Origin of the sequence: Pseudoalteromonas sp. T1lg22 (genome assembly GCF_002964645.1) — a bacterium.
Classification (GTDB): domain Bacteria; phylum Pseudomonadota; class Gammaproteobacteria; order Enterobacterales; family Alteromonadaceae; genus Pseudoalteromonas.
Genome location: NZ_PQBY01000016.1, coordinates 473,128 through 494,022, shown reverse-complemented (window position 1 = coordinate 494,022; position 20,895 = coordinate 473,128). Strand labels below are relative to the sequence as shown.

The following is a 20,895-nucleotide window of genomic DNA, read 5'->3' as shown; positions in this document are numbered from 1 at the left end:
TGAGCGTCCAGTATCAGTGTATTGAGGTTGCGCGTGCAAGCCCCCATCGCCAAAAAAATCCCCCATTTGCTTACTCAGCATGGCCAACAACGACAAGACGATTACTATTGGATGCGCGACGATCAGCGCCAAAACCCGGAAGTTCTCGCACATTTACGTGAAGAAAACGCCTATTGCGATGCTCAGTTAGCTGCAAGTGCAGCCCGACAGGAACAGATTTTCGCCGAACTTAAGGCGCGCATCAAAAAAGACGATAACACTGTGCCGGTGCGCGATGGCCATTACTGGTATCACAGCGAAGTATCCGGAGATGACGAATACGCCAAGCATTATCGCGCCAGCAGCTTTAGCGGCGACAATAAAACCTTGCTTCTCGATGTGAACACCCTCGCCGCAGGTCATGAATTTTATGACTTAGCCGATATGGCGGTGAGCCCAAACGAACAACTTCTTGCCTATTGTGAAGACACCAGTGGCCGTCGTATTTACCAGGTGCGCATAAAAGACCTGCAAAGTGGTGAATTGCTCGATGATGTGCTGCTTGAGTGCGAGGGACAAGTGGTCTGGGCTAACGACAATCGCACCCTTTATTACATTAAGAAAGACCCGCAAACCCTCCTGGGCTTTCAGGTTTTTCGCCATCACCTGGGTAGCGCCCAAGGTGACGATGAACTGGTGTATGAAGAGCTGGACCGCAGCTTTTATATGGGCCTGGGAAAAAGTCGCGATGAAAGCCTGATTTTTATCGACCTGGAAGCCACCGAAACCAGTCACACTTATGTGCTTGATGCAAATGATCCCAAAGCACAACCTAAGCCTCTAATGCCCCGCGAAATGGGCCATCTGTACGAAGTGGATAAGCTCGGTGAGCATTTTTATATAGTTTCTAACCGAAGCGCGAAAAACTTCCGCCTGATGCAGGCGGATGCCAGCACCATAGCCGACCCAGATACCTGGCTGGAGCTTATTGCCCACCGCGATAATGTTCTACTTGAGGGCGTCGATCTCTTTAAGGGTTACTGGCTGGTGACCGAGCGGGAGCTGGGTCAGATCCGCTTTGTGGTGTATCAACATCAGCAGGGCAAAATGCAGGGCGAAGGGCAGACCCTAAGCTTTAGCGATCCCTGTTATTACGCCGGTATGGGGATGAACCCAGAGCCGGATGTAGGCAGCGTGCGCATTTACTACAGCAGCCTGACTACCCCAGGCAGTTTGTACGAATTTGACCTTAATACCCTGGAGCGCAAGCTGTTGAAGCAGCAAGAGGTGCTGGGCGAATTTAACGCTGAGGATTACCAAAGCGAGCGACTGATGATCACCGCGCGGGATGGCGTGCAGGTGCCCGTATCCCTGGTTTATCGCCGCGATACCTTCACCCAAGACGGCACTAACCCCTTGTTGCAATATGGCTATGGTGCCTACGGTATCACCATAGACCCCAGTTTCTCGAGCAGCATTTTAAGCCTGCTGGATCGTGGTTTTGTTTATGCCATCGCCCATATTCGTGGCAGCGAAATGTTGGGGCGCGCCTGGTATGAAGCCGGTAAGCTGGCGCATAAGCAAAACACCTTTAACGACTTTATCGATGTCACTGAAGCGCTGGTGGCGCAGGGCTATGGTGCCGCCGATAAGATCTTTGCCAGTGGCGGCAGCGCCGGTGGCCTCTTGATGGGCGCCGTAGTCAATCAGGCACCGCATTTATACCGTGCTATCGGCTGTCATGTGCCGTTTTTGGATGTGCTGACCACCATGCTTGATACCAGCATTCCGCTGACCACCAATGAGTATGACGAGTGGGGCAACCCAAATTACGAGCAGGACTACAGCACCATAGCCGCCTATTCACCCTATGATAATATTCGTGCCCAGGCCTATCCCCATATTCTGGTAACTACAGGCCTGCACGATTCCCAGGTGCAGTATTGGGAGCCGATGAAGTGGGTGGCCAAGCTGCGTGAATACAAAACCGATGACCATCTTCTGCTGTTTAAAACCGACTTAGAGAGTGGTCATGGAGGTGCTTCCGGACGCTTTAAAAGCCTGGCGGAAAAGGCACTGGAATTTAATTTCTTCTTAACGACCTTAGATTATGAAAATTAGCGGCTTATCCCAGGCATGTGAGAACAATAAGGGGCCGATTCTCGCCGAGTTGACGCAGATCTTTGCTCAGACCCAAAGGGTATTGGAAATTGGCTCTGGCACCGGCCAGCATGCGCTGCATTTTGCCGCGCATTTGCCGCACTTACTTTGGCAAACAAGCGATTTAGCCTATAACCATGAGCTGATCAAGCAGGTTATATGTACTGCCGAGAGCGGCAATATTTTGCCACCGCTGGCGCTGGATCTCGGACAAAGCTGGCCGTTAGCGCAAGTTGACGGCATTTTCACCGCCAATACCCTGCATATTGTTAGCGAGGAGTTGGTGCGAGCATTTTTCCATGGCGTTAAGCAGCACCTTAGCCAAGGCGGTAACTTGTGCATTTATGGCCCCTTTAATTACAACGGCGCCTACACCAGCGACAGCAATGCCCGCTTCGATGCCAGTCTGCGTGAGCGCGACCCCTTAAGCGGTTTGCGTGACCAGCAATGGGTGGTGGGTTTGGCCGCAGCCGCCGGGCTGGAATTGGCTGCCGATATGCCATGCCCGCCAACAATCGCTTATTGCACTTTATACGGAGATAACCCGGTACATTGCTGCAAATATAGGCTGTGTTGTCGCGTTTCGCGGACGATAAAGTCATCAATTGCGGCAGCAAAGGGGCTGTTGATAAAGCGGTGGCAGGAATGGGTCAGCTGAGGGGTAAAGCCTCGCGCAAGTTTGTGTTCCCCTTGGGCGCCGCCGTTAAAGTACGCCAACCCCTGATTTATGCAATATTCTATGCCTTGATAATAACAAAGCTCGAAGTGCAGGCGGTCATAGTGCTCCAGGCAGCCCCAGTAGCGCCCGTAAAGCGTGTTTTGGCCACGTAGAAACAAGCTGGCGGCGACCATTTGCTCGCCGTCATAGGCGCTTATCACCACCAGATGCTCACCCATGCTTTGTTTTAGTCGGGTAAAAAAGTCGGCATTCAAATAGCCCAGATGACCCGAGCGTTTGAGATAGGTGCGCTGATAAAAGGCGCTAAGCGCCTGTATATGCACCGACGTAATTTCATCACCACTGGCAACCTCTATTCTAAGCCCCGCCTTGGCGACAGCAGCCCGCTCCTTGATTATATTTTTACGTTTGCGGGCCTTCAATTGCCGACAAAATTCATCGAAGTCCTGGTAGCCTGGGTTATGCCACTGAAACTGCACCGTGGTGCGTCTTGCCAGGCCTTGCTCCTGCAATTGCTCGGCCTGGGCCCGGGAGCAAAAATTGATATGCCAGCCGGACCAGCCCAGTTGCAGCGCCTGCTTATCCAGAGCGGTGTGAATGGTCGCTAACGCCTGTGTTTTATTTACCGAATCGCTCAGGGCCAGGCGCGTGCCTGTCACTGGCGTAAAGGGTGCGGCGCACAGCCACTTGGGGTAATAGTTAAAGCCATGTGCCTCATAGGCTTCGGCGATGGCCCAGTCGAATACATATTCACCGTAGGAATGGCTTTTTATATAGCCTATGGCGAGGCCAACCAGCTCTTGCTTGTGGTAAAGCGCCAAGTGGTGAGGTTGCCAGCCAGTGCGAGCGCTGGCGCAGCCCGTTTGTTCTAGGGCATCAATAAATTCATAGCTGGTAAAGGGATCTTCGGCGGCATCAAAAAACGCCTGCCAGGCCGATTTACCCAAGGCTTGGGCGCTGGAAAAAAAGCGGACGCCGAAGTTACTCATGTAAACGCCCGAGGAAGGTGCGCATATCCTGCTCCAGCTCGGCATAAAAAGGATTATAGGTTAGACGCTTAAGTGATCCCTTGGCCAGATTTGCCTCGCTGCGCTCGCCGATCAGCACCTGAGTTTGCGTTTTACAGCGGCGATAAGCCTTATCATCTTCCAGGTAGGAGCCGCAATTGCGATAGTGCCCCTGGGCGCCGTAATAGGGGTGATTTGGCGCATTAACCACGCTGATATGTGATAAGTCGATGATCTTATTACAGGGTGGCTGATTGGCCTGGCAGGCGTAGCTACGCAGCGGGAAATCCTTCCCTAAATAGCGTTTGGCGGTTTGCGGGTTACCGTAATAAATCAGCATGTCCTTGGCGCTGTTTGGGCGCATCTGAGGATTATGCCAGGCCTTCACCAGGGCCAAAGTGGCCTGGGAATCTATGGTGGTATCCACCTCACTTTGGACGACAAAAAGCGGCAAGTCGGGCAGTTTTGCCTTGGCTAGGTGCTTAGTATCGATGCGGCGCATAGCCTCATGGCCGAGGCTGGCGGCGGCAAAAGGGAAGGACTCGTATTTGGCGAAGTCGATATCCGCGTCCTTATCTATCCAGTTTACAAAGGGTATGCGGTCTATCCATTTTGCTAGCCAGCCCTGCTTGTTATGGGGCTCGGTTGCCGGTGACCAGAGCATCAGCGCCTGTACCTGCTGTGGCACCGGGCGTTCAATCAAGTTAGCCAGGGCGAGGGCGGCACCGGTGGAGTAGCCGCCGATAATAACCTGTTCGAAGTCCTTGCTGGTGCGCTCAATGGCATAGCGGGTCAGGGCTTGCCACTGTTTAAAACTCACCTCCTGGAGATCGCTGGCGGCGCTGCCATGACCGGGCAGTAATACGGTGCGAACATTAAAGCCCTGGCGATGGAAAAATGCCGCCAGGGAATGATAACTAAAAGGGGAGTCGGTCAGGCCATGCAATAAAAGCACGGCCTTATTGCTGCCTGGATGGCGCAGCTCAAAAGGGCTCAGCAGATCGCTCACGGTCAAGTCGGCTTCCAGAGCGCCTTGAGCTTGCAGTAACTTAACGGTTTCTGTGTGTACCGGGCAAGGCAGGCTGGCCCTAGGGTTACGTGCGTCAATCCAGTCTCGGGCCGAGGCCAGATAGGCGCTAAATGGCGGCAGAGAGTCGAGGTCGAGTGCTTGCACAGAGGCATCTTGGGCAAAGCGATGGCTGCCATTCTTTTTGGCCGCCATTATGTAGTCGATATCATCTATATGGCTAAGGCAGGTCTGTGCCCAGCTAAAAGAACTGGTTAGGCCGAGCAGGAAACATAACAGTAAACGCATCGCTTTGATCTCTAGATAATTTATAACGGGCAGCATAACAAAGCGGTGATTTTACGCCTAGCCCTAATCGCGGGCCCTAATCGCCAGCCCTAAGTACGGCCCCTAAGTGCGGGCCCTAAGTGCAGCAGGCCATGAGGCGATTTTAATTATTTGGCTGGAGTCGCTCATGAGCCACGTTGTTTTTGGGTGTTTATTTATCAATGCTGCGGCATGAGTCGCAAAAGTTAAGTCATTTCACTTTTAAAGTTATGCTAAATTAGTAGTAATAATTGACTAATTTATGAGCACATTATGATTGGTCACTCAGTCGCGTTTGATCGTTGGATCCGCACCGACTTCGTTGTCCTGAATAACGAATTGGAAGACTTATATTGGCAGCAGGAAGACAGAGCCAATGTTGTCGGAGTCGGCGAGGAAATTAAAGAAGCCATGGTGGCCCAGGGTAATGCGCTTATCCAGCAATTGGTGAATGAAGGTAATACGGATCAGGGCTTTGATAAGGCGTTTGATCTGCTAGGCAATGTGGGCTTGTATATGGCCGCCTGTCGGCGCCATGAAATTACCGAACCATCGCGGGAAACCCAATCGCCGTTGACGGCGGCTTCTACTCTGGCCATGCATATAGGCGCCTCGATTGGTGTCACGCCGCGTTTTGCAACTGCTCATTTAACTACCCATAACAGCGCCGAAAACGGTGTGTATAAACGCTTTACCGACTTGGCCGATGAAAAGCTTTTTGTCGATTACAACACCAAGGGGATCCTGGCCTATAAGCGCGCCGCCGATGCCTTGCTGCGTTTGCAGCCCTTAGGGATTTCTCACCCCATAGCCGCCGATCTATTGGCCGTAGCCGAGCAGGCCCTAAAGGATGTGATGACCAGCAACCGCTACCTCTTCCTGCATCTTGATACAGATAGATTCTTTTACTGTGTGCGCCCCTATTACAAGCCATATCGTGTCGGTAAAGAGGTGTATCGTGGCGCTAATGCCGGCGATTTTGCCGGTATAAACGTGATTGATATGCTATTGGGCCTGTGTCAGGCCAATGAAGTCAGTTATTCGCAGCTGCTGGTGGATAAGTTTCTCTATATGATGCCGCAAGATCAGCGTATCTTACGCGATTGTATGCGTTTACCTTCCTTTATGGATGAGTTCCTGAAAGTGGGTAAGCAGCATCATAAGGCCAGCTGGTTTCAGGATAACCTTAAAGCATTTTTAAGCGTGTGCAAGCTGCATGGGCAGACCGCCATTCAGCACCATAATCAGTTGGTGGAGAAGTATATTCGCGTGCCGAATGAGCAGCTCGGTGCCGAACATCAGGATAAGGTGACCGCCAGTGGTCCGCCCTTGCCCGTGCTTCTGGCGCAATTGGAAACACTCCGTGACCGCCGTGCCGCGCGTCCTCGCGATGATATTTTTACCCGCTACGACGATGTGCAGCGCCTAACCAAGATGGTGGATTAAGTTTTGAAAACTCAGTTTCGTTTGCCCGCAGGGCCTTATTTCTTAAGTCACTCTGTGGGTCGTCCGCTGCGCTCGACGGAGCAACACTTTCATGAGCATTTTTTCGCTCCCTGGCAGCAGGAGCAAAACGAGCCATGGCCACAGTGGCTCGGGGCAGTGCAGGATTTTACCGTCGCATTAGCACGCCTGTTTAACTCAGAGGCCAGCTTGTTTTGTCCTCAGGTGAATCTTTCCAGTGCCCTGAGCAAGTTGGTTGTGGCGCACCCGCGTTTGCGTAAGAACAAGTGCAAGGTGCTGATGTCGGAACAGGATTTTCCCAGCATGGGTTTTGCGTTGCAAAAATCTCTGACTCCGGACAGCGAAATCGTCTTTATTCCCGCCTCCGAGGACATCAGCGATATCCGGGTGTGGCAGCAACATTTGCAAGGGGATATGGATCTGGTCTTTATCAGCCAGGTGTATTCCAATTCCGGGCGTCAGGCGCCGGTGGCCGAGATAGTGGCCGCCGCCAAGGAGCTCGGCATCTTAAGTCTGGTTGATGTGGCTCAGGGCGCCGGGGTGATCCCCCTGGATTTGGCCCGGGTGCAACCGGATTTTCTAATAGGATCGAGCGTAAAATGGCTGTGCGGTGGCCCGGGAGCCGCCTATTTATGGCTTAGCGCCGAGCAATTACCTGGCTGTGAACCTAAGGATGTAGGCTGGTTCTCCCATGCCAATCCATTCGAGTTCGATATCCATCACTTTGCTTACCACGACAGTGCACTGCGCTTTTGGGGAGGTACACCCAGCGTCGCCCCCTATGTGTTAGCGGCGCACAGTATCAATTGGTTTAATGACTTTGGCATCGACAAGGTGCGCGCCCATAATTTGAAGCTGCAAGGGCAATTACTTGAAGAATGTGCCCACCTGGCGGCATCACCACTGGATGCACGGCGGCGCAGCGGTACCCTGATTCTTCATGCCGGCGACAGGCAAGAGCAGATGATGCAGGAATTAAAGCAACACAATATCAGCGTTGACGCGCGCCACCTCGGAGCCCGAGTGTCGTTTCACATCTATAACGACGAACAGGATGTGGCGCAGCTGGTATCAGCGTTAAAGCGGTTTATTTAACTTGGCCGCCGCGTTGATATTTTCTTTGTACTTTTGCAATTCGCTGATCGCCTTCTTTTCATTTTCGATAAGGGCGTGATAATTGGCGCGCACTATGGTTGCCTGCTGCTTCTTCGCATCGTCGATAGAGTCGCCGCCTAAATAGTTGGCGGTTGCTTGATTTATATTCTCAAGCTGCGCCAGATCTTTAGCCATACGCGTTTCGTAGTCACTGATATTACGTTGGTGCATGGCGATGCGGCGGTCGTATTCTTGCGACTTCAGGTAGCTGTCTACCTCACTCACATTAGGCTGTTGAGAATCGTCTTCTTCGCTGGTCACGGCCGTCACTGTTTTAGCACCAGAGTAACGCACCTTAATAATTTGCGCGTCTTTGCCACAGGGCTGCTGACTAAAGGTTGCTACGCCATTGATGGTGCATTTATAAACCGCCGCATAGCTGGGCAAGGTGGTCAAACAAAGAGCCGCGGCAAATATAACTGGGTATTTCATAGGACATGTCCGTATGGTTAGGGTTATAAGATTCTAGAACTTTCCATTGGGAAATCAACACCCCGTTAACAATCAATATATTAGTAGCGGCTATTTCCGCTGACAGAGTGGGTGCTGTGTATAGGTATATTGCCGATAGTACCAAGCTCTAATTAAGCTTTAGTTAAGGAGGTGGGGGCGCGATTGAACTTCGGACGCTTGCGACTGAACGCCGAAGGAGGGATGAGCGCTCGTGCCTCCTGCGCTTGCAGCCGCACTCACTCCTACGGGCGCCTGCGCGGCTCAAAATGTTCCGGACATTTTGTAGCTCTAGCACGCCCCTGTGCTAGCCCTTATAGGCGCCTACGCGGCTCAAAATGCTCCAGGCATTTTGTCGAAAGGGTTCGAACCAAGTCCGCCTGCTCGAAATTTAGTTATAAAAAAACCGCCGTAAAGGCGGTTCTTTTAAAACTAATGGCGGAGAAGGAGGGATTCGAACCCTCGATAGAGCTACAAACCCTATACTCCCTTAGCAGGGGAGCGCCTTCAGCCACTCGGCCACCTCTCCGGCGCGAATCAGTTTGATAAATTTGGCGGAGAGATAGGGATTTGAACCCTAGATAGGCTATTAACCTATGCCGGTTTTCAAGACCGGTGCTTTCAACCACTCAGCCATCTCTCCATGGGGTAGGATAATACTGAGGCTTGTGGCCAGTGTAAATAGATAATGAATCGTTTGCTTGATTTTTGTGCTAATTCAGGGCGCTAGCAAGAAAAAAGTGAGGATTTCAGGTGCTAAGCTGGTTGGGTCTTAGCACCTGCTGGTTGTTTTTAATACCAGAAAGTAACATTAGTGTAATTAATTACTTGTAACGCACAACACCGCTAAGAGCTAGCTCTTTACCAAAGCGGTTTAGCTTGGCCATCATTTTAGCTTTACGCTTGCTTGGCTTGGTTGCTACATGGTTGGCTGCTGTTTGATTTAGGGTGTTTACTGGGTTCATGTTTGCTTGCTCCGGGTTGTGCCTGTGGTTGAAAACAAGGCTATTGTGCAACCAGTGTGGTTAAAAATAAAACGATATATTTTGGCCCATTCGGATAAGTTTAATTAATGCGATTAATGTTTTATTAAGTTTCAAAAAAAAGATTTATGAATGAATATTTAGGTGGAAAATGCGCTAATAGACCAATAACCAAGGTTTTTTATCTTGTGGCAAGTGATTTTTTAAAATATCGTGCATATTTATTCAGATAAATCATATTTGTTATAGGTTGGCATTTTGAACCATCAAACCAGGTATTTGCTCTTGTATCATCCGCTGCAGGCAAAAGCGCAATTAAAAGCTATTCGCCAGCGTTTGCATTCCTTGTCATATGCCTATGTTGAGGTGGCTACCAGTGGCGACTTTTACGCCGATTTACAGGGGCTGCAAACCTATATTCCCAATACCAAACGAGTAATTGCACTTGGTGGCGACGGTACACTTAATCTGGCCGCCAATGCTTTCGCCTATAGCGAGGTCGAAGTAGCCCTGGTTCCCTGTGGTAGTGGTAATGATTTTGCTCGCCAGTGGCGTTGCTCTGAGCAGCAATGGATCGAAGCCGCATTAACACATGCCAGCTCGGCCATAGATCTGGGTAAGGTTAATGAGCGCTACTTTATCAATATCGCCGGCGTTGGCTATGATGCTGCCGTGGTTGCCGCCAGTCAAAATAAGCGCGGCCGTTGGGCGCACCTGAATTATGCCTGGCAGGGGATTAAAATGCTGTATCGCTACGCCCCCTCGTTATTGCAGTTTTCGACTACCAAGGCGCAAGAGCACAGGTTGCTGATGATGTGTTTAGCCAATGGCCGTTACTTTGGGGGCGGCATGTGTCTGGCGCCCAAGGCGAATATTTGCGATGGCCAATTAAGTTGCGTGCAAATAGGAGCGGCGCCGTTTTGGCGGCAAATTCAGGCGCTGATACTTAGCTATTTTGCCGCTCATACCCGGCTTAAGCAGGTCAATATAACCCCTGTATCCCAGCTTGATGTGCACACCGCAAATATAGGCATAGAGGCGGATGGAGAGTATATAGGCACCACACCCGCACTTTTTAGTGTGCAGCGCGGTGCCCTGAACTTTGTGATGCCCGTCTAGGCTGGTGCCTGTGTGCGCTTGAAAAAGAGGCCTATTTTATCGAATGGGGTCAGCACTATGGCGTTGCCCAGTAATACAAACACAAAGCCGTATACCGTATTAAGCTGCCATACGAAACCTTCAAACAGGGTGCTTAGAATCACAGCTACCAAAGGGAAGAGCACAATCACGTAGCTGGCTTTTTCCGGGCCGATATTCTTCAGCAAGACAAAATAACAGGCAAAGGCGATCACTGTACCGAAGGTGCTTAGATACAGCAGGGATAACCAATACGCGGTGCCGGCAGTGCTAAAGTCCCAACTAACATCGCTGATTAAAACGAACAGTGCCAGTCCCAGGGTGCTGTATAACATGCCCCAGGCATTGCCCTGCAGCACGCCTACCTGAGCCTGGGAGTTACGTACGCTCACCATGTTGCCTATGGACGCTACAAGCGTGCCAGCAAGACACAATAACAGGCCTATTAATAACTCATTACCGAGATCCAAAGTGGCGATGGCCGGCCAGAACAAGATCACTATGCCTACCACGCCGAGCAGGGCACCAAAGTAGATGCGTTTGGCTATGGGTTTGCCAAAGAATAATCGGGTGTTGATGATATTCATCAACAGCAGGGTGCTAAAGGCGATGGAGCTCATTGCCGAGGTGAGATAATGCTGCGCCCAGTAGAGGATCAGATAGTTGGCGCCAAAGTTACACAGGGCCAACAGGGTAAAAAAGCCATGATCGCGGGCGCTAAAGCGCATCGGCAATTTTTTAAGCAGTACAAAAGCCCACATAATGACGGCGGCAATGGCAAAGCGTAAAAACAGCGAAACTTGCACCGCCACATCGCCAAGCTGGAATTCTATGGCCAGCCAGGTTGAGCCCCAAATCAGGACGGTAAAAAAATACAGCAGGACGTTGTTCATGGCGTTTTTCTCAAGGCGACTAAAGCTGGTATTTTAAAGTTATTCTGTATACTGTACATAAACAGAAAACATCATTTTATACCTATACAGATCAGCCATGTCTCGCATTGTAAATAAGCAGGGTAACATCTACCTATATCAGCAAGTCATTGACTTGATTAAAGATATGCAGTCGCAAGGCACCTTGGGTGCGGGTGAAAAGCTGCCTTCTTTGCGTGCTATGGCACAAAAGTTGTCCATTAGTATTCCCACCGTTCAGCAGGCTTATCAAGAGCTTGAACGTCAGGGGGTGATCAGTGCCAGAGAAAAGTCCGGTTTTTACCTTAATGCCGGCTCAGATCAGTGTCATCAGCCTCGTCGTATTCAACTGGCGCGCCAGCCGGTAGCGGTTAATAAACAGGCCTTGATTGAGCAGGTTTTTGACAGTTTGCATCGTGCCGCCGTGGTGCCCTTAGGGATAGCCAACCCGGTGGCGGTAAACCCCACCGATAAGGTGCTGAGCCGGACCATGCGGCGAGTGATGAATGTGGCCGGGCATAAGGCTATCAATTATGGCCCCCTGGATGGTTTTGCGGCGCTAAAAAAGCAGATCATCAACCGTTACCTGGATTTTGCCATCGGCGTTAACAGTGATGAGTTGATCATTACCAATGGTGCCCAGGAAGCGCTGCATATCGCTGTGCAGTGTGTCACTCAGGCGGGGGATATAGTGGCCATAGAGTCGCCCTGTTATTTTGGCATTATCGAAATGCTGGAGAGTCTGGGACTCAAGGTGATAGAAATTCCCATGTGCCCGCAACAAGGGGTGTGCGTCGAAGATCTGCAGCAGGCGTTTGCCGAGCATGATATTAAGGCCTGCATCTTTTCCACCAGTATTAGCAATCCCTTGGGCTCGAAAATGCCTGAGGAGCGACGCCGACGTCTGGTGCATTTAGTGGAGGATCAAGGTGCGGTGCTAATTGAGGATGATGTGTATGGGGAGCTTGCCTACGAGCCAGATGGCGCCAAACCGGCTCAGTATTATTCGACCAAGGGCAAGGTGATCACCTGCTCGTCGCTGTCAAAAACCGCCGCGCCAAGCTATCGCGTGGGCTGGATGATAGCCGGCAAGTTTGCGCCTCAGGCGCGGCGTTTAAAGCGGGCCATGAGCTGCGCGTCGTCACTGATGAATCAGTGGACCCTGTACGAATTTATGAATAGCGGCGATTACGATAAAAATCTGCGGGTGATGCGCCAGCGCCTGGCGCTCAATAAAGAGCGGATGCGGGCCTTGGTGCAGCGGCATTTTCCGCCTGGCACCCGAATGACCAATCCACAGGGAGGCTGTGTATTGTGGCTGCAACTGCCGTCGCAGTATGATGTTGTTGCCTTGTTCCACCTGGCGCTGGAGGCGGGGATCAGCATTACTCCGGGAGCTATTTTTAGCGCCACCGACAAATATCGTCAGTGTTTACGCCTGAGTTTTGGGGTGCAATGGAGCGAGGAAATAGAAAAGGCAGTGGCCCGCTTAGGGGCGCTCTGCCTGCAAGTGCAAAAGGGTAAGGCGAAGGTTACGCCTATGGGCACGCCAATGGGCATGCCAAAGGCTTAGTTACTTAGCAGCTGATACTCTTTCAATTCGGGGATCATGCTAAGCAGCTGAGCTTCTTGTTGCGCCAACTCGCTAAATGAATGGCATAGCGCATCCGCACGTTGTTCTATTTGCGAGGCTTGCAGCTCAACTCTTTGCTCGACCTGCTCACCAAGGCGCTCCATACGTTGCTCAAATTCATCCATGTCGCCGCCTGAGCCTAATAACTCAGAGCCCAGAGCGATAAATATACTGCCGATAGACTGCACCATGGCCTGCTCTACGGCTTGTTCAAAGTCCTCATCAAACTGGCTTTCAATATCATTGCCTAATTGTTCAAAGCTTTGTTTGCCCATTACAAAGGCACCGTCCTGGTAGAAGGTCTGTTCAATATTGATGCCGATATTTTCAACTATATCGCTCAGCGCCTCATTGTGACTGATGCCAAATGCGGCGCCGACTTCTTCTAGGGCAACGCCGGCGATCTTAACGCCATCCAGGGCTATTTGAGCCACCTCGGGCATATAGGTTCGTACCTTATCTGTGTAATCGTCCAGGGCCTGTTGTTGCTCGGCATTTAACTCAACGGGTTGACCATCGACTTCAAGCAGACCTGAGCTGTACACCAGGTGCTGGTTATTGGCATTGGTGATCTGTAAACGCTGCGGCTCGATGCGTACATCGTTTTTAAATTCAATGTTGCATTGCTCAGAGCCAAACGAGAGCGAATTGGCTTCCCCGGCGATGGCGGTGCCAGAAAGGCTAATGGCAGAGATAATGGCTAGCGTGCTGGTTTTCATGGTGATAATTCCTGTTATTCTGTTGACGCTATGACTAATACAATTTCGGTGCCAATTAATAAAGATGATAAAAATCATAGCGTTATAATTTCATCTTGTGTGCTGCCAATGCCTTGTTTAGTGCCTTTTACTAACTTTTAGTGAAATTAACTTTGCCGTGGATTAAAACATTTGCTCAATTGTCAGCCTGCTAGGTAACTGCTCCTGCGTCACCCTAGTACCGCCGTCCATGGCGGCAAAAGCCGACCTAGGACCCTGGCAGCAAAGGCGGATCCACAACGGGCTATCCAAGGTGGAATAACCTTACGAATTAAGGCGGTATAATTATTAATCAATTATGTTTATTGAAACGATAAAAAAATCTCACTTTCCAGTTTGCGATTTAGCGGCTATTTATTCACTCGAAGGCGCCTAGCCCTGAATTCGCCGCACCTAAGTTGGGGAGCGGTGATAACTGATTTAGATTTATTGGAGTGTATTGTGGGTAAAACATATTCCTATGATGCGTTTGAAGACGAATTTGTTGCAGATGAATATGAAGCGATGGGACGCAATCAAAACGACCGTCGCAAGCGCAAGGTAAAAAAGAAGCTGGACGATTATTTAGAACAGCGCAAGCTGAGAAAGCATCTCGGCAGCGATGACTTTGACGAGTATTTAAATGAATAAATAACGGGCCTTTGGCCTATGAAGTCTTGGTGTAATTAAGCCGAGACTATTTTAAGACTTTAAAGGGGCTACGGCCCCTTTTTTGTTATACCAATGCTGTTAAGTATGTGAGCAGATATAGCGTTGGCTATTTAAGTGAATTGGTATTATCGCAGCGCAAAAAAGACCGCCATGGAAAGCAGGGTGGTGGCGTAGATACTATGGCTTTTGTAGGCGGTAATAATGGCGACAAGGGCCGCAACCAGATACGGATTCTGGTAGCTCAACTGCCACTGATTGCCAGGTAAAACCACTATGGGTACCCAGATGGCGGTAAGCACGGCCGGGGCGCTAAAGCTTAAAAAACGCTGCATTTTTGCGCCGACCCGAAATGGCAGGGCACGGTGTAAAAATAAATAACGACTGCCAAAGGTAATGGCCGCCATCAGTAATATGGTGGTGATCATTGCACCCTCCCGCGACTAAGCACATAGCCAACGCTCATGCCGATGAGGGCGCTAAACACCAGCCATAATTCTACTTGCCAGGACTTGAGCACCGCAGCACTTATCCCCGAAGCCAGTACACAGGCCAGAGTTGCCCAGTTTTTAATGGCCGGGATCACCAGGGCGATAAAGGTTGTGGCAATGGCAAAATCGAGACCAAGATTGGTTAAGTCAGGCAGCAACTGTCCCGCCACTATGCCCAGCAGGGTCCAAATATTCCAGGCAACATAAAAGCTAAAACCAGCACTGAGGGCATAAATGAGTCGTGCCTTGGTTTGATAGGCCTTTGGGTGGTGGGAAAAAGCAAAGAGCTCATCGGTCAGCACAAAGCTGACAGGTAAGCGCCACCTCAAGGGTTGAGCAATGACCTTTTGGCGAATGGCCAAGCCATATAAAAAGTGCCGAGAACTGATGATGAAGGTGGTGATGGCTATGGTCAGCAAAGGGGTGTCGTTGGCGATAAGCTCAATGGCCACCAACTGGGCCGAGCCGGCAAAAACCAATAAAGACATCAGCTGAGCTTCCATTAAAGTAAAGCCGTTTTGCATTGCCAACGAGCCGCACAAGAGCCCCCAGGGCAGTACCGCCAGGTTAAGAGGCATCATATCGATTTGCCCTTTGATAAAGGCATTTTGCTGCAGTTTGGTACCGCGTTTTATATGAGTAGACTTGCTCATAGATAAAAATTAACCGAGTTGATTTCGCACCGACGCTAGAGTTTGGCATAATCGCGGCTATTGCAAAAGAAGTGGAGCAGTTATGAAAGTTTGGGATGGATATATACGTTTTTTTCATTGGGCCTTGGTAAGTTGTTTGGTCGGCCTGTATTTCTCCGCCGAGGAAGGAGCCTTGGAGCTACACTTTGTGCTCGGTTATATCACCCTGGCGCTTTTGGCTACGCGTTTAATCTGGGGTCTGGTTGGCAGTGACACAGCGCGCTTATCGGCGCTATTTCATGGCCCCAAAGCGGTTGTTCAGGCTTTACAAGCCAAGCATTTAACTCCCGGGCATAACGCCGCTGGCAGCTATATGGTGCTGGTATTTTTTGCATTGATTCTGTTGCAGTTGGCGACCGGCTTGATGACCACTGATGACATCATGGTTGATGGTCCTTTGGTGCAATATGTGTCTTACGACTGGGTTGAATGGGCGTCTTCGTTGCATCATCAGAATTTCGATTGGCTGTTAATCGCCATCGGCCTGCATCTTGTTGCCATTGTTGTTTACGCCCTGCGCGGCAAAAAACTGGTGCCGGCTATGGTTACCGGACGTAATAAGCAAGTCAGCACCGCTGCACAGCTAAAAGCAAGTTGGCCAGCTTTTGCTCTGTTTGCCGTTTTATTAGGTGTGCTGCTAACAACCTGGGGTTATGAGCCACTACAAACTCTGCTATAGCGACGAATGGCGGCTGTTTACGATCTGTTACAAAACTATGAACAGCCGCTAGGGCTTACTAAATGCGGGGTCATGCCCCGCACGTAAGTCTTTATCTTCTGTTTACATGTTTACCATATTGTAACGTACCTGTTTTGGCATTATTGTCCGCCAGCAACAATAAAGCAGTAATGCTAACAATTAAAACAGGTATTTGTATGAAGCAAAATCTTCGCCGCAGCGCAATTGCGTTAGGCATTTCTTCTGCGCTGATGAGCGCCCCGGCCGTAAGTGCCACTCTAGAAGCGCAAGCTAAGACTCTGGATTCTCAGTACAAGGTGAATGTAGAGCGTCAGGTCGCTGAATTTAAACAACAAGAAAAAACTGCGGTTGCCTGGTTGGTCGAATTAAATGGTCAGTCTCTCTACGGTGTTAATAAGTCGCAACAGGCCACTGTGAGTGCCAACATTAGCGATATGCAGCAGCGTGTAATGAGCGATATGCAGAGCATGGATTTAAACCTTAAGGTTATTACCCGCACCTCTAAGCTTGCTAATGCCTTGGTTGTTGATGGCCAGGAAACCGATATACGTCAGTTGGAAAACCATACCGACGTTAAAGCCGTATATCCCGTTTATGATTACGAGCTGGCGGTAGCAGACAGCGCCGATTATGTTAAGGCCACGCCCTTGGTTGAAAACGGTCTTGCCAGCGGTAAGGGCGTACGTGTGGCCGTACTGGACACGGGTATCGACTACACTCATGCTGCCTTTGGGGGTGAAGGTACACTTGAGGCCTATGCCGCAGCCACTGCCGATGAATCAGTCACCTGGCCGCAGGGTATAGTTAAAGGCGGTTATGACTTCGTCAATATGGACCCAGATCCAATCGACAATGGCACTAACCACGGTACCCATGTATCTCACTCGGTAACCGGTATTGCCCCAGATGTTGAATTATTCGTGTATTCCGTGTGTGCAGGTGGATGTTCGGGTAAGGCCCAGCTTATGGCCTTGGAAGCGGCTATGGATCCTAACCAAGACATGGATATTGAAGATCGGGTTGATGTGATCAATATGTCACTCGGTGGTGACTTTGGCGATATCGCCGAAAGCGCCGTAGGCCTGTTTATTAACCGCGCCGTGGCCTTGGGCACCAATGTGGTGGTCTCTGCCGGTAACGATGGCGATATTCCATACATTGTTGGTGGTCCGAGCACGACCGAGCACGCTCTTTCTGTGGGCGCGATGACGCATCCAGCGGAAGAAGTGAGCATTGCCAAGGGTACGGTAGCCGGGGCCGAAGCGGTATTCCAGGGCGCCAGCTTTGGTCCGGGTGTAGGCAGCTTTAATAGCGATGATATTGAAGTTGTTTACCCGGAATCGAATCAAACCGCTTGTGTTGCTTTTGCCGATGATGTTGATTTTACCGGCAAGGCGGTGATTCTTGATCGTGGTGGTTGTGCTTTCACTCTTAAGGTATTGGCGGCGCAGGAAAAGGGCGCGGCCTTTGTGATTATCGCCAACAATAGCGATGACGGCACCCCTGCGCCTATGGGCGGCTTCGATGCGGCGGTTACCATCCCATCTGTGGGTGTGAACAAGGCTACAGGTTTACAGCTTAAAGAAGGCGCAGCCTTTACTGTTGAATTAACGCTGGCGACCACCGCCGGTGCTGTTGCTGACTTCAGCTCACGTGGACCTTCGGTAAGCGGCTTGCTTAAGCCGGAAATTACCGCTCCTGGCGTAAATATTATGACCGCCCACCCTGGTACGGGCGATGGTCTAAGTGGTGCTAACGGTACTTCATTCTCCGGACCAATTACGGCGGGAGCTATGAGTATCCTGAAAGAAGCTCTACCAGAGCGTAATGCCTTTGAACTAAAAGCAACGCTTATGAATGCGGCGAACATGGATGTCACTATGATACCACGAGAGCTGGATGAAAATGCCGAGCTGGCACCAATCAGTATTATTGGGGCGGGTCTGGTAGATGTTGAAAAAGCAGCCAACTTACCGGTAGCTGCCTGGGCTAAAGACACCCGTCAGGCAGCACTATCGTTTGGTTTACACAGCCTGGCAGAAGTGGCCACCATGACCAAGACGGTACAGGTTAAGAACTTCTCAAATACGGCGAAAACATACGATCTGGCTTGGCAGCAGCGCTATGCGGATGATGCGGAGTCTGGCGCCATCATGGCGGAATACCCTTCGTCAGTGACTGTGCCAGCAGGTCAAACTGTTGAGTTCGATGTAACCGTAACCATAGACCCTGCCAAGTTGCCGCAATGGGGCGTGGACTTCTCTAACACCTGGAAAAGTGAGGCAGGTCCGTTACTGACCAAATCTGAGCTAGACGGTGCCCTGGTATTCAATGAAGGTGGTGAGCATGCCTTACATCTGGTATATCACGTGCTGCCACGTGCCGCAGCAAAACCTGTGTTAGATGCGCAAAAGGCCGAAGAAGGTGTGGTATATACGGTTACCAACGAAGGTGTTACCGATTTTATACCTATGATCATTGCAAATGTTGCCACCGATGCGGTTGGTGACAGCGAGCGTCTGGACATAGTTTCTGGCAGTGTTGAAACTTTCGAAGTACCCACATCCTTCTGTGATTCTGGCTACGGTGTGTTTACTACCATAGTCTTGAACCAGGCTATTGCCTCTAACTTTATCGGTAACTTTGCCGCCGATTTCGACTTAGAAAGCGATGGTGTATGGGATGCGCGTGTGCATTCACTGAGCTACCGCTCATTTGAAACTACTGTGCCGTTACCGCCAATTCCGGTTACTTACTCTGTGCCAACTTACTCATTGAGCAACCTGTACTTTGATAGCGGAACCAATTATGTAACCCTGCAAAACTGTCTTGAAGACTATGGTCTAACCGCTGCAGAGCTGGGTACTCTTGATGCCACCGTCCGCTTTAGGGTAGGCGAAGGTTACTATGATGGTTCAGGTGCCAATGCGGTAGACAGTGTGCAAGGTAGTTACGACTTTGCCCTAGCAAATGTTGCGGCAATGGCTGTAGATGCACAGGGTAATGAAGTTGCAAGTCTGGCTCCGGGTGAATCGGCGCAATTGCTATTTACCGATGCTGACTTCACCATCTTGTCTGCTTCAGGCTCGACCCCGGTTGTCGCTTCGATTGGTGACGATATGAAAGTGGCACCAAGCCTAGCCGATGCCGAATTCAGCGTTGATGAAAACACTGTTGATGGCACAGTAATTGGTACTCTATCGGCAATGCGTAATGCGCCGCTGGCCGGTGCTATCTCTGAGTTTATCGTCACCGGCTCTACTTCAACGGCGGTAGAAATTAATGACATGGGCGAAGTGCTTGTGGCCAATGCCGAGCAGTTGGACTTTGACGCTGGCCTTGAGCAGATCACTTTGACAGTGGTTGCCACCGACACCTTTGGCCACATTTCAAATGAAGCAACTGTTGTTGTTAAGGTGAACAACCTGGCCGACGAGATTTCTGAGCAGCCGACAACACAGCCTAAGGTTGAACCTAAGAAGAGCACTAGCTCAGGTACTTGGGCCTGGTTGACTCTGCTGATGGCACCGGCGTTATGGTTACGTCGTCGTCGCGGCTAAGCTAATATTTGGGCACAAAAAACGGCGCTTATTGCGCCGTTTTTTTATTGCTTAAAGAGCTTAGTCTTTAAACGAATTGTGGCAGTCTTTACAGCCTTTCGCCCAGTTTTGGAAAGCTGGTACGATAGTTTCTTTATCGCCGCTTTGTGCTGCTACCGCTAGCTCTTGTGCGTATTTTGCAAAGGCATCTGCTTTAGCATCAAAGGTCGCACGGTCTTCCCAGATAGCTGGTAGTGCGCTGGTGTCGCCCTTGTCAGTGCCGGCACCGAAGGCTTCCCAAGGCATTTGTGAAAGGGCTGCGGCATTGTTAGCACGCATGGCAAAACGCTCGGCCTCGAAAGGTACCTTGCCTTTAAGCATGTCACCCATATCGGCGATTTGTACACGGAGCAGTGAGAATGTCGATTTACGGTAGTCGATAGCATCTTCAGGTTTTTCAAAAACCGAGCTTGCTAAGGCTGATGATGAGCTGGCAGCCAGCGCGATTGCAGTGATAATAGAGTGTAGTTTCATTCCATTAGTCCATTATTATAAAAGTTGTGTCCCTTTTTACCTAAGGGATGCAGCGAAGACAAGCCTGGCTCGGTAATTAGCATTGTACAGACCTGTCAGCACTGTGAAGAAGTATTTACTCGCCTAGGTCGATATCGGCAAAAATCATCCCCCGACGCATGCTTCTAAAGGCAAGATAAACCTCGGCAAGCAGGGAAATAAATGCCAGGATCAGCAGCACCATGGCAATCATAAAGCACAAGGCTATCGCGGTTCCCAGGTTAACCGATTGAATATTAGCCATAAAAAGCAGCATCACCACGGCACTTACCAAGGTGGCGCTAAGTACGCTTAAGCTAAAAGCCAGATGAATATAGCGGGCGCGTTTAAGCAGGGCACGCAACTCTGTGGTCAGGGAGCGGTTAAAATCTTCATCGCTGCTAGTTTTTAGCTTACGCTCAAGAGTGCGAGCCCGGTCAGTGATGCGCGCTAAACGATTTGATAGTACCCCCAAGGTGGCGGCGATACCCGTGATAAGGAAAACCGGGGCAACGGCGGTTTGAATCACCTTTGCCATGGTGAGAATATTAACGACATCTGTGTTCACACTGACTCTCACTGAAAGAATGACAATGTCGTTAGTCTAGCGGTAATTGCCGATGA

The 20,895-nt window shown here is 50.4% G+C and carries 18 protein-coding genes, 2 tRNA genes and 1 pseudogene; 9 read left to right on the top strand and 12 right to left on the bottom strand.

Translation table 11 applies throughout. The annotated features are described in order from the left end of the window. Nucleotides 1-33: 33 nt before the first annotated feature. Both C2M24_RS12010 and C2M24_RS12005 read left to right on the top strand, forming a co-directional pair. Entirely contained in the window at nucleotides 34-2,100 is a 2,067-nt protein-coding gene (locus tag C2M24_RS12010; protein ID WP_233999544.1) for a S9 family peptidase, read from the top strand. Next, a pseudogene (locus C2M24_RS12005) lies at nucleotides 2,090-2,682 on the top strand (DUF938 domain-containing protein). The gene C2M24_RS12010 and the pseudogene C2M24_RS12005 overlap by 11 nt, the downstream one beginning before the upstream one ends. Here C2M24_RS12005 and C2M24_RS12000 read toward each other — a convergent pair. Beyond that, entirely contained in the window at nucleotides 2,659-3,807 is a 1,149-nt protein-coding gene (locus C2M24_RS12000) for a GNAT family N-acetyltransferase (protein WP_105215123.1), read from the bottom strand. The pseudogene C2M24_RS12005 and the gene C2M24_RS12000 sit on opposite strands and share 24 nt — an antisense overlap. Then, nucleotides 3,800-5,140: an alpha/beta hydrolase gene (locus C2M24_RS11995; protein WP_105215271.1), complete on the bottom strand. Its 1,341-nt coding sequence runs from the start codon at nucleotides 5,138-5,140 to the stop codon at nucleotides 3,800-3,802. Before C2M24_RS11995 ends, C2M24_RS12000 begins: the two co-directional genes overlap by 8 nt. A gap of 291 nt (nucleotides 5,141-5,431) precedes the next feature. Here C2M24_RS11995 and C2M24_RS11990 point away from each other — a divergent pair, with 291 nt between their 5' ends. Then, nucleotides 5,432-6,604 (top strand): PrnB family protein, encoded by a 1,173-nt coding sequence (locus C2M24_RS11990; protein WP_105201146.1) that lies wholly within the window; start codon nucleotides 5,432-5,434, stop codon nucleotides 6,602-6,604. A 3-nt stretch (nucleotides 6,605-6,607) separates the two neighbouring features. Beyond that, nucleotides 6,608-7,717: an aminotransferase class V-fold PLP-dependent enzyme gene (locus tag C2M24_RS11985; protein WP_105201145.1), complete on the top strand. Its 1,110-nt coding sequence runs from the start codon at nucleotides 6,608-6,610 to the stop codon at nucleotides 7,715-7,717. Here the strand turns inward: C2M24_RS11985 and C2M24_RS11980 are convergent. The 4 genes from C2M24_RS11980 to C2M24_RS16100 all read right to left on the bottom strand — a co-directional run bounded on the left by C2M24_RS11980 (nucleotide 7,700) and on the right by C2M24_RS16100 (nucleotide 9,192). Then, nucleotides 7,700-8,209 carry a DUF4124 domain-containing protein gene (locus C2M24_RS11980; protein WP_105201144.1) on the bottom strand — a complete coding sequence of 170 codons (510 nt, stop codon included), beginning with the start codon at nucleotides 8,207-8,209 and terminating at the stop codon, nucleotides 7,700-7,702. The genes C2M24_RS11985 and C2M24_RS11980 overlap by 18 nt on opposite strands. A gap of 454 nt (nucleotides 8,210-8,663) precedes the next feature. Beyond that, nucleotides 8,664-8,756 (bottom strand) — tRNA-Ser (locus tag C2M24_RS11975). Nucleotides 8,757-8,779: 23 nt separating this feature from the next. Further along, nucleotides 8,780-8,870 (bottom strand) — tRNA-Ser (locus tag C2M24_RS11970). A 181-nt stretch (nucleotides 8,871-9,051) separates the two neighbouring features. Next, nucleotides 9,052-9,192 (bottom strand): hypothetical protein, encoded by a 141-nt coding sequence (locus C2M24_RS16100; RefSeq protein WP_199774431.1) that lies wholly within the window; start codon nucleotides 9,190-9,192, stop codon nucleotides 9,052-9,054. 276 nt (nucleotides 9,193-9,468) lie between these two features. Between C2M24_RS16100 and C2M24_RS11965 the strand changes: the two genes are divergently transcribed. After that, entirely contained in the window at nucleotides 9,469-10,329 is an 861-nt protein-coding gene (locus tag C2M24_RS11965) for a diacylglycerol/lipid kinase family protein (protein WP_158681396.1), read from the top strand. Here the strand turns inward: C2M24_RS11965 and C2M24_RS11960 are convergent. Then, a complete protein-coding gene (locus tag C2M24_RS11960; protein WP_105215121.1) occupies nucleotides 10,326-11,240 on the bottom strand; it encodes a DMT family transporter in 915 nt (304 codons plus the stop codon). The genes C2M24_RS11965 and C2M24_RS11960 overlap by 4 nt on opposite strands. A gap of 97 nt (nucleotides 11,241-11,337) precedes the next feature. On the opposite strand from C2M24_RS11960, the gene C2M24_RS11955 reads away from it, so the two are divergent. Then, nucleotides 11,338-12,831 (top strand): aminotransferase-like domain-containing protein, encoded by a 1,494-nt coding sequence (locus C2M24_RS11955; protein ID WP_105215119.1) that lies wholly within the window; start codon nucleotides 11,338-11,340, stop codon nucleotides 12,829-12,831. Here the strand turns inward: C2M24_RS11955 and C2M24_RS11950 are convergent. Further along, the gene (locus C2M24_RS11950; RefSeq protein ID WP_105215117.1) at nucleotides 12,828-13,610 is read right to left on the bottom strand and encodes a YggN family protein; all 783 of its coding nucleotides are present in this window, start codon (nucleotides 13,608-13,610) and stop codon (nucleotides 12,828-12,830) included. The genes C2M24_RS11955 and C2M24_RS11950 overlap by 4 nt on opposite strands. Nucleotides 13,611-14,090: 480 nt before the next feature. Between C2M24_RS11950 and C2M24_RS11945 the strand changes: the two genes are divergently transcribed. Next, nucleotides 14,091-14,279: a PA3496 family putative envelope integrity protein gene (locus C2M24_RS11945; protein ID WP_105201139.1), complete on the top strand. Its 189-nt coding sequence runs from the start codon at nucleotides 14,091-14,093 to the stop codon at nucleotides 14,277-14,279. A gap of 146 nt (nucleotides 14,280-14,425) precedes the next feature. On the opposite strand, the gene C2M24_RS11940 is transcribed toward C2M24_RS11945, so the two are convergent. Both C2M24_RS11940 and C2M24_RS11935 read right to left on the bottom strand, forming a co-directional pair. Continuing rightward, on the bottom strand, nucleotides 14,426-14,725 hold the full coding sequence (locus C2M24_RS11940) for an AzlD domain-containing protein (RefSeq protein ID WP_105201138.1): 300 nt from the start codon (nucleotides 14,723-14,725) through the stop codon (nucleotides 14,426-14,428). Then, on the bottom strand, nucleotides 14,722-15,441 hold the full coding sequence (locus C2M24_RS11935) for an AzlC family ABC transporter permease (protein ID WP_105215115.1): 720 nt from the start codon (nucleotides 15,439-15,441) through the stop codon (nucleotides 14,722-14,724). The genes C2M24_RS11940 and C2M24_RS11935 overlap by 4 nt, the downstream gene beginning before the upstream one ends. An 82-nt stretch (nucleotides 15,442-15,523) precedes the next feature. Here C2M24_RS11935 and C2M24_RS11930 point away from each other — a divergent pair, with 82 nt between their 5' ends. After that, nucleotides 15,524-16,159, top strand: a complete 636-nt coding sequence (locus C2M24_RS11930) for a cytochrome b/b6 domain-containing protein (RefSeq protein WP_105215113.1) — start codon at nucleotides 15,524-15,526, stop codon at nucleotides 16,157-16,159. A 197-nt stretch (nucleotides 16,160-16,356) separates the two neighbouring features. Continuing rightward, nucleotides 16,357-19,740 carry a S8 family serine peptidase gene (locus C2M24_RS11925; protein WP_105215111.1) on the top strand — a complete coding sequence of 1,128 codons (3,384 nt, stop codon included), beginning with the start codon at nucleotides 16,357-16,359 and terminating at the stop codon, nucleotides 19,738-19,740. 60 nt (nucleotides 19,741-19,800) lie between these two features. Here C2M24_RS11925 and C2M24_RS11920 read toward each other — a convergent pair whose 3' ends face one another. Beyond that, entirely contained in the window at nucleotides 19,801-20,253 is a 453-nt protein-coding gene (locus C2M24_RS11920; protein WP_105201135.1) for a c-type cytochrome, read from the bottom strand. A 115-nt stretch (nucleotides 20,254-20,368) separates the two neighbouring features. Next, nucleotides 20,369-20,839, bottom strand: coding sequence for a DUF2721 domain-containing protein (locus C2M24_RS11915; protein ID WP_105201134.1), 471 nt, complete (start codon nucleotides 20,837-20,839; stop codon nucleotides 20,369-20,371). Between the last annotated feature and the right edge of the window lie 56 nt (nucleotides 20,840-20,895).

Bases quoted from the DNA above. Each gene is read 5' to 3' on its own strand.
- C2M24_RS12000 (WP_105215123.1), bottom strand. From the start codon at position 3,807: ATGAGTAACTTCGGCGTCCGCTTTTTTTCCAGCGCCCAAGCCTTGGGT.
- C2M24_RS11995 (WP_105215271.1), bottom strand. From the start codon at position 5,140: ATGCGTTTACTGTTATGTTTCCTGCTCGGCCTAACCAGTTCTTTTAGC.
- C2M24_RS11990 (WP_105201146.1), top strand. From the start codon at position 5,432: ATGATTGGTCACTCAGTCGCGTTTGATCGTTGGATCCGCACCGACTTC.
- C2M24_RS11980 (WP_105201144.1), bottom strand. From the start codon at position 8,209: ATGAAATACCCAGTTATATTTGCCGCGGCTCTTTGTTTGACCACCTTG.
- C2M24_RS16100 (WP_199774431.1), bottom strand. From the start codon at position 9,192: ATGAACCCAGTAAACACCCTAAATCAAACAGCAGCCAACCATGTAGCA.
- C2M24_RS11960 (WP_105215121.1), bottom strand. From the start codon at position 11,240: ATGAACAACGTCCTGCTGTATTTTTTTACCGTCCTGATTTGGGGCTCA.
- C2M24_RS11955 (WP_105215119.1), top strand. From the start codon at position 11,338: ATGTCTCGCATTGTAAATAAGCAGGGTAACATCTACCTATATCAGCAA.
- C2M24_RS11950 (WP_105215117.1), bottom strand. From the start codon at position 13,610: ATGAAAACCAGCACGCTAGCCATTATCTCTGCCATTAGCCTTTCTGGC.
- C2M24_RS11940 (WP_105201138.1), bottom strand. From the start codon at position 14,725: ATGATCACCACCATATTACTGATGGCGGCCATTACCTTTGGCAGTCGT.
- C2M24_RS11935 (WP_105215115.1), bottom strand. From the start codon at position 15,441: ATGAGCAAGTCTACTCATATAAAACGCGGTACCAAACTGCAGCAAAAT.
- C2M24_RS11930 (WP_105215113.1), top strand. From the start codon at position 15,524: ATGAAAGTTTGGGATGGATATATACGTTTTTTTCATTGGGCCTTGGTA.
- C2M24_RS11925 (WP_105215111.1), top strand. From the start codon at position 16,357: ATGAAGCAAAATCTTCGCCGCAGCGCAATTGCGTTAGGCATTTCTTCT.
- C2M24_RS11920 (WP_105201135.1), bottom strand. From the start codon at position 20,253: ATGAAACTACACTCTATTATCACTGCAATCGCGCTGGCTGCCAGCTCA.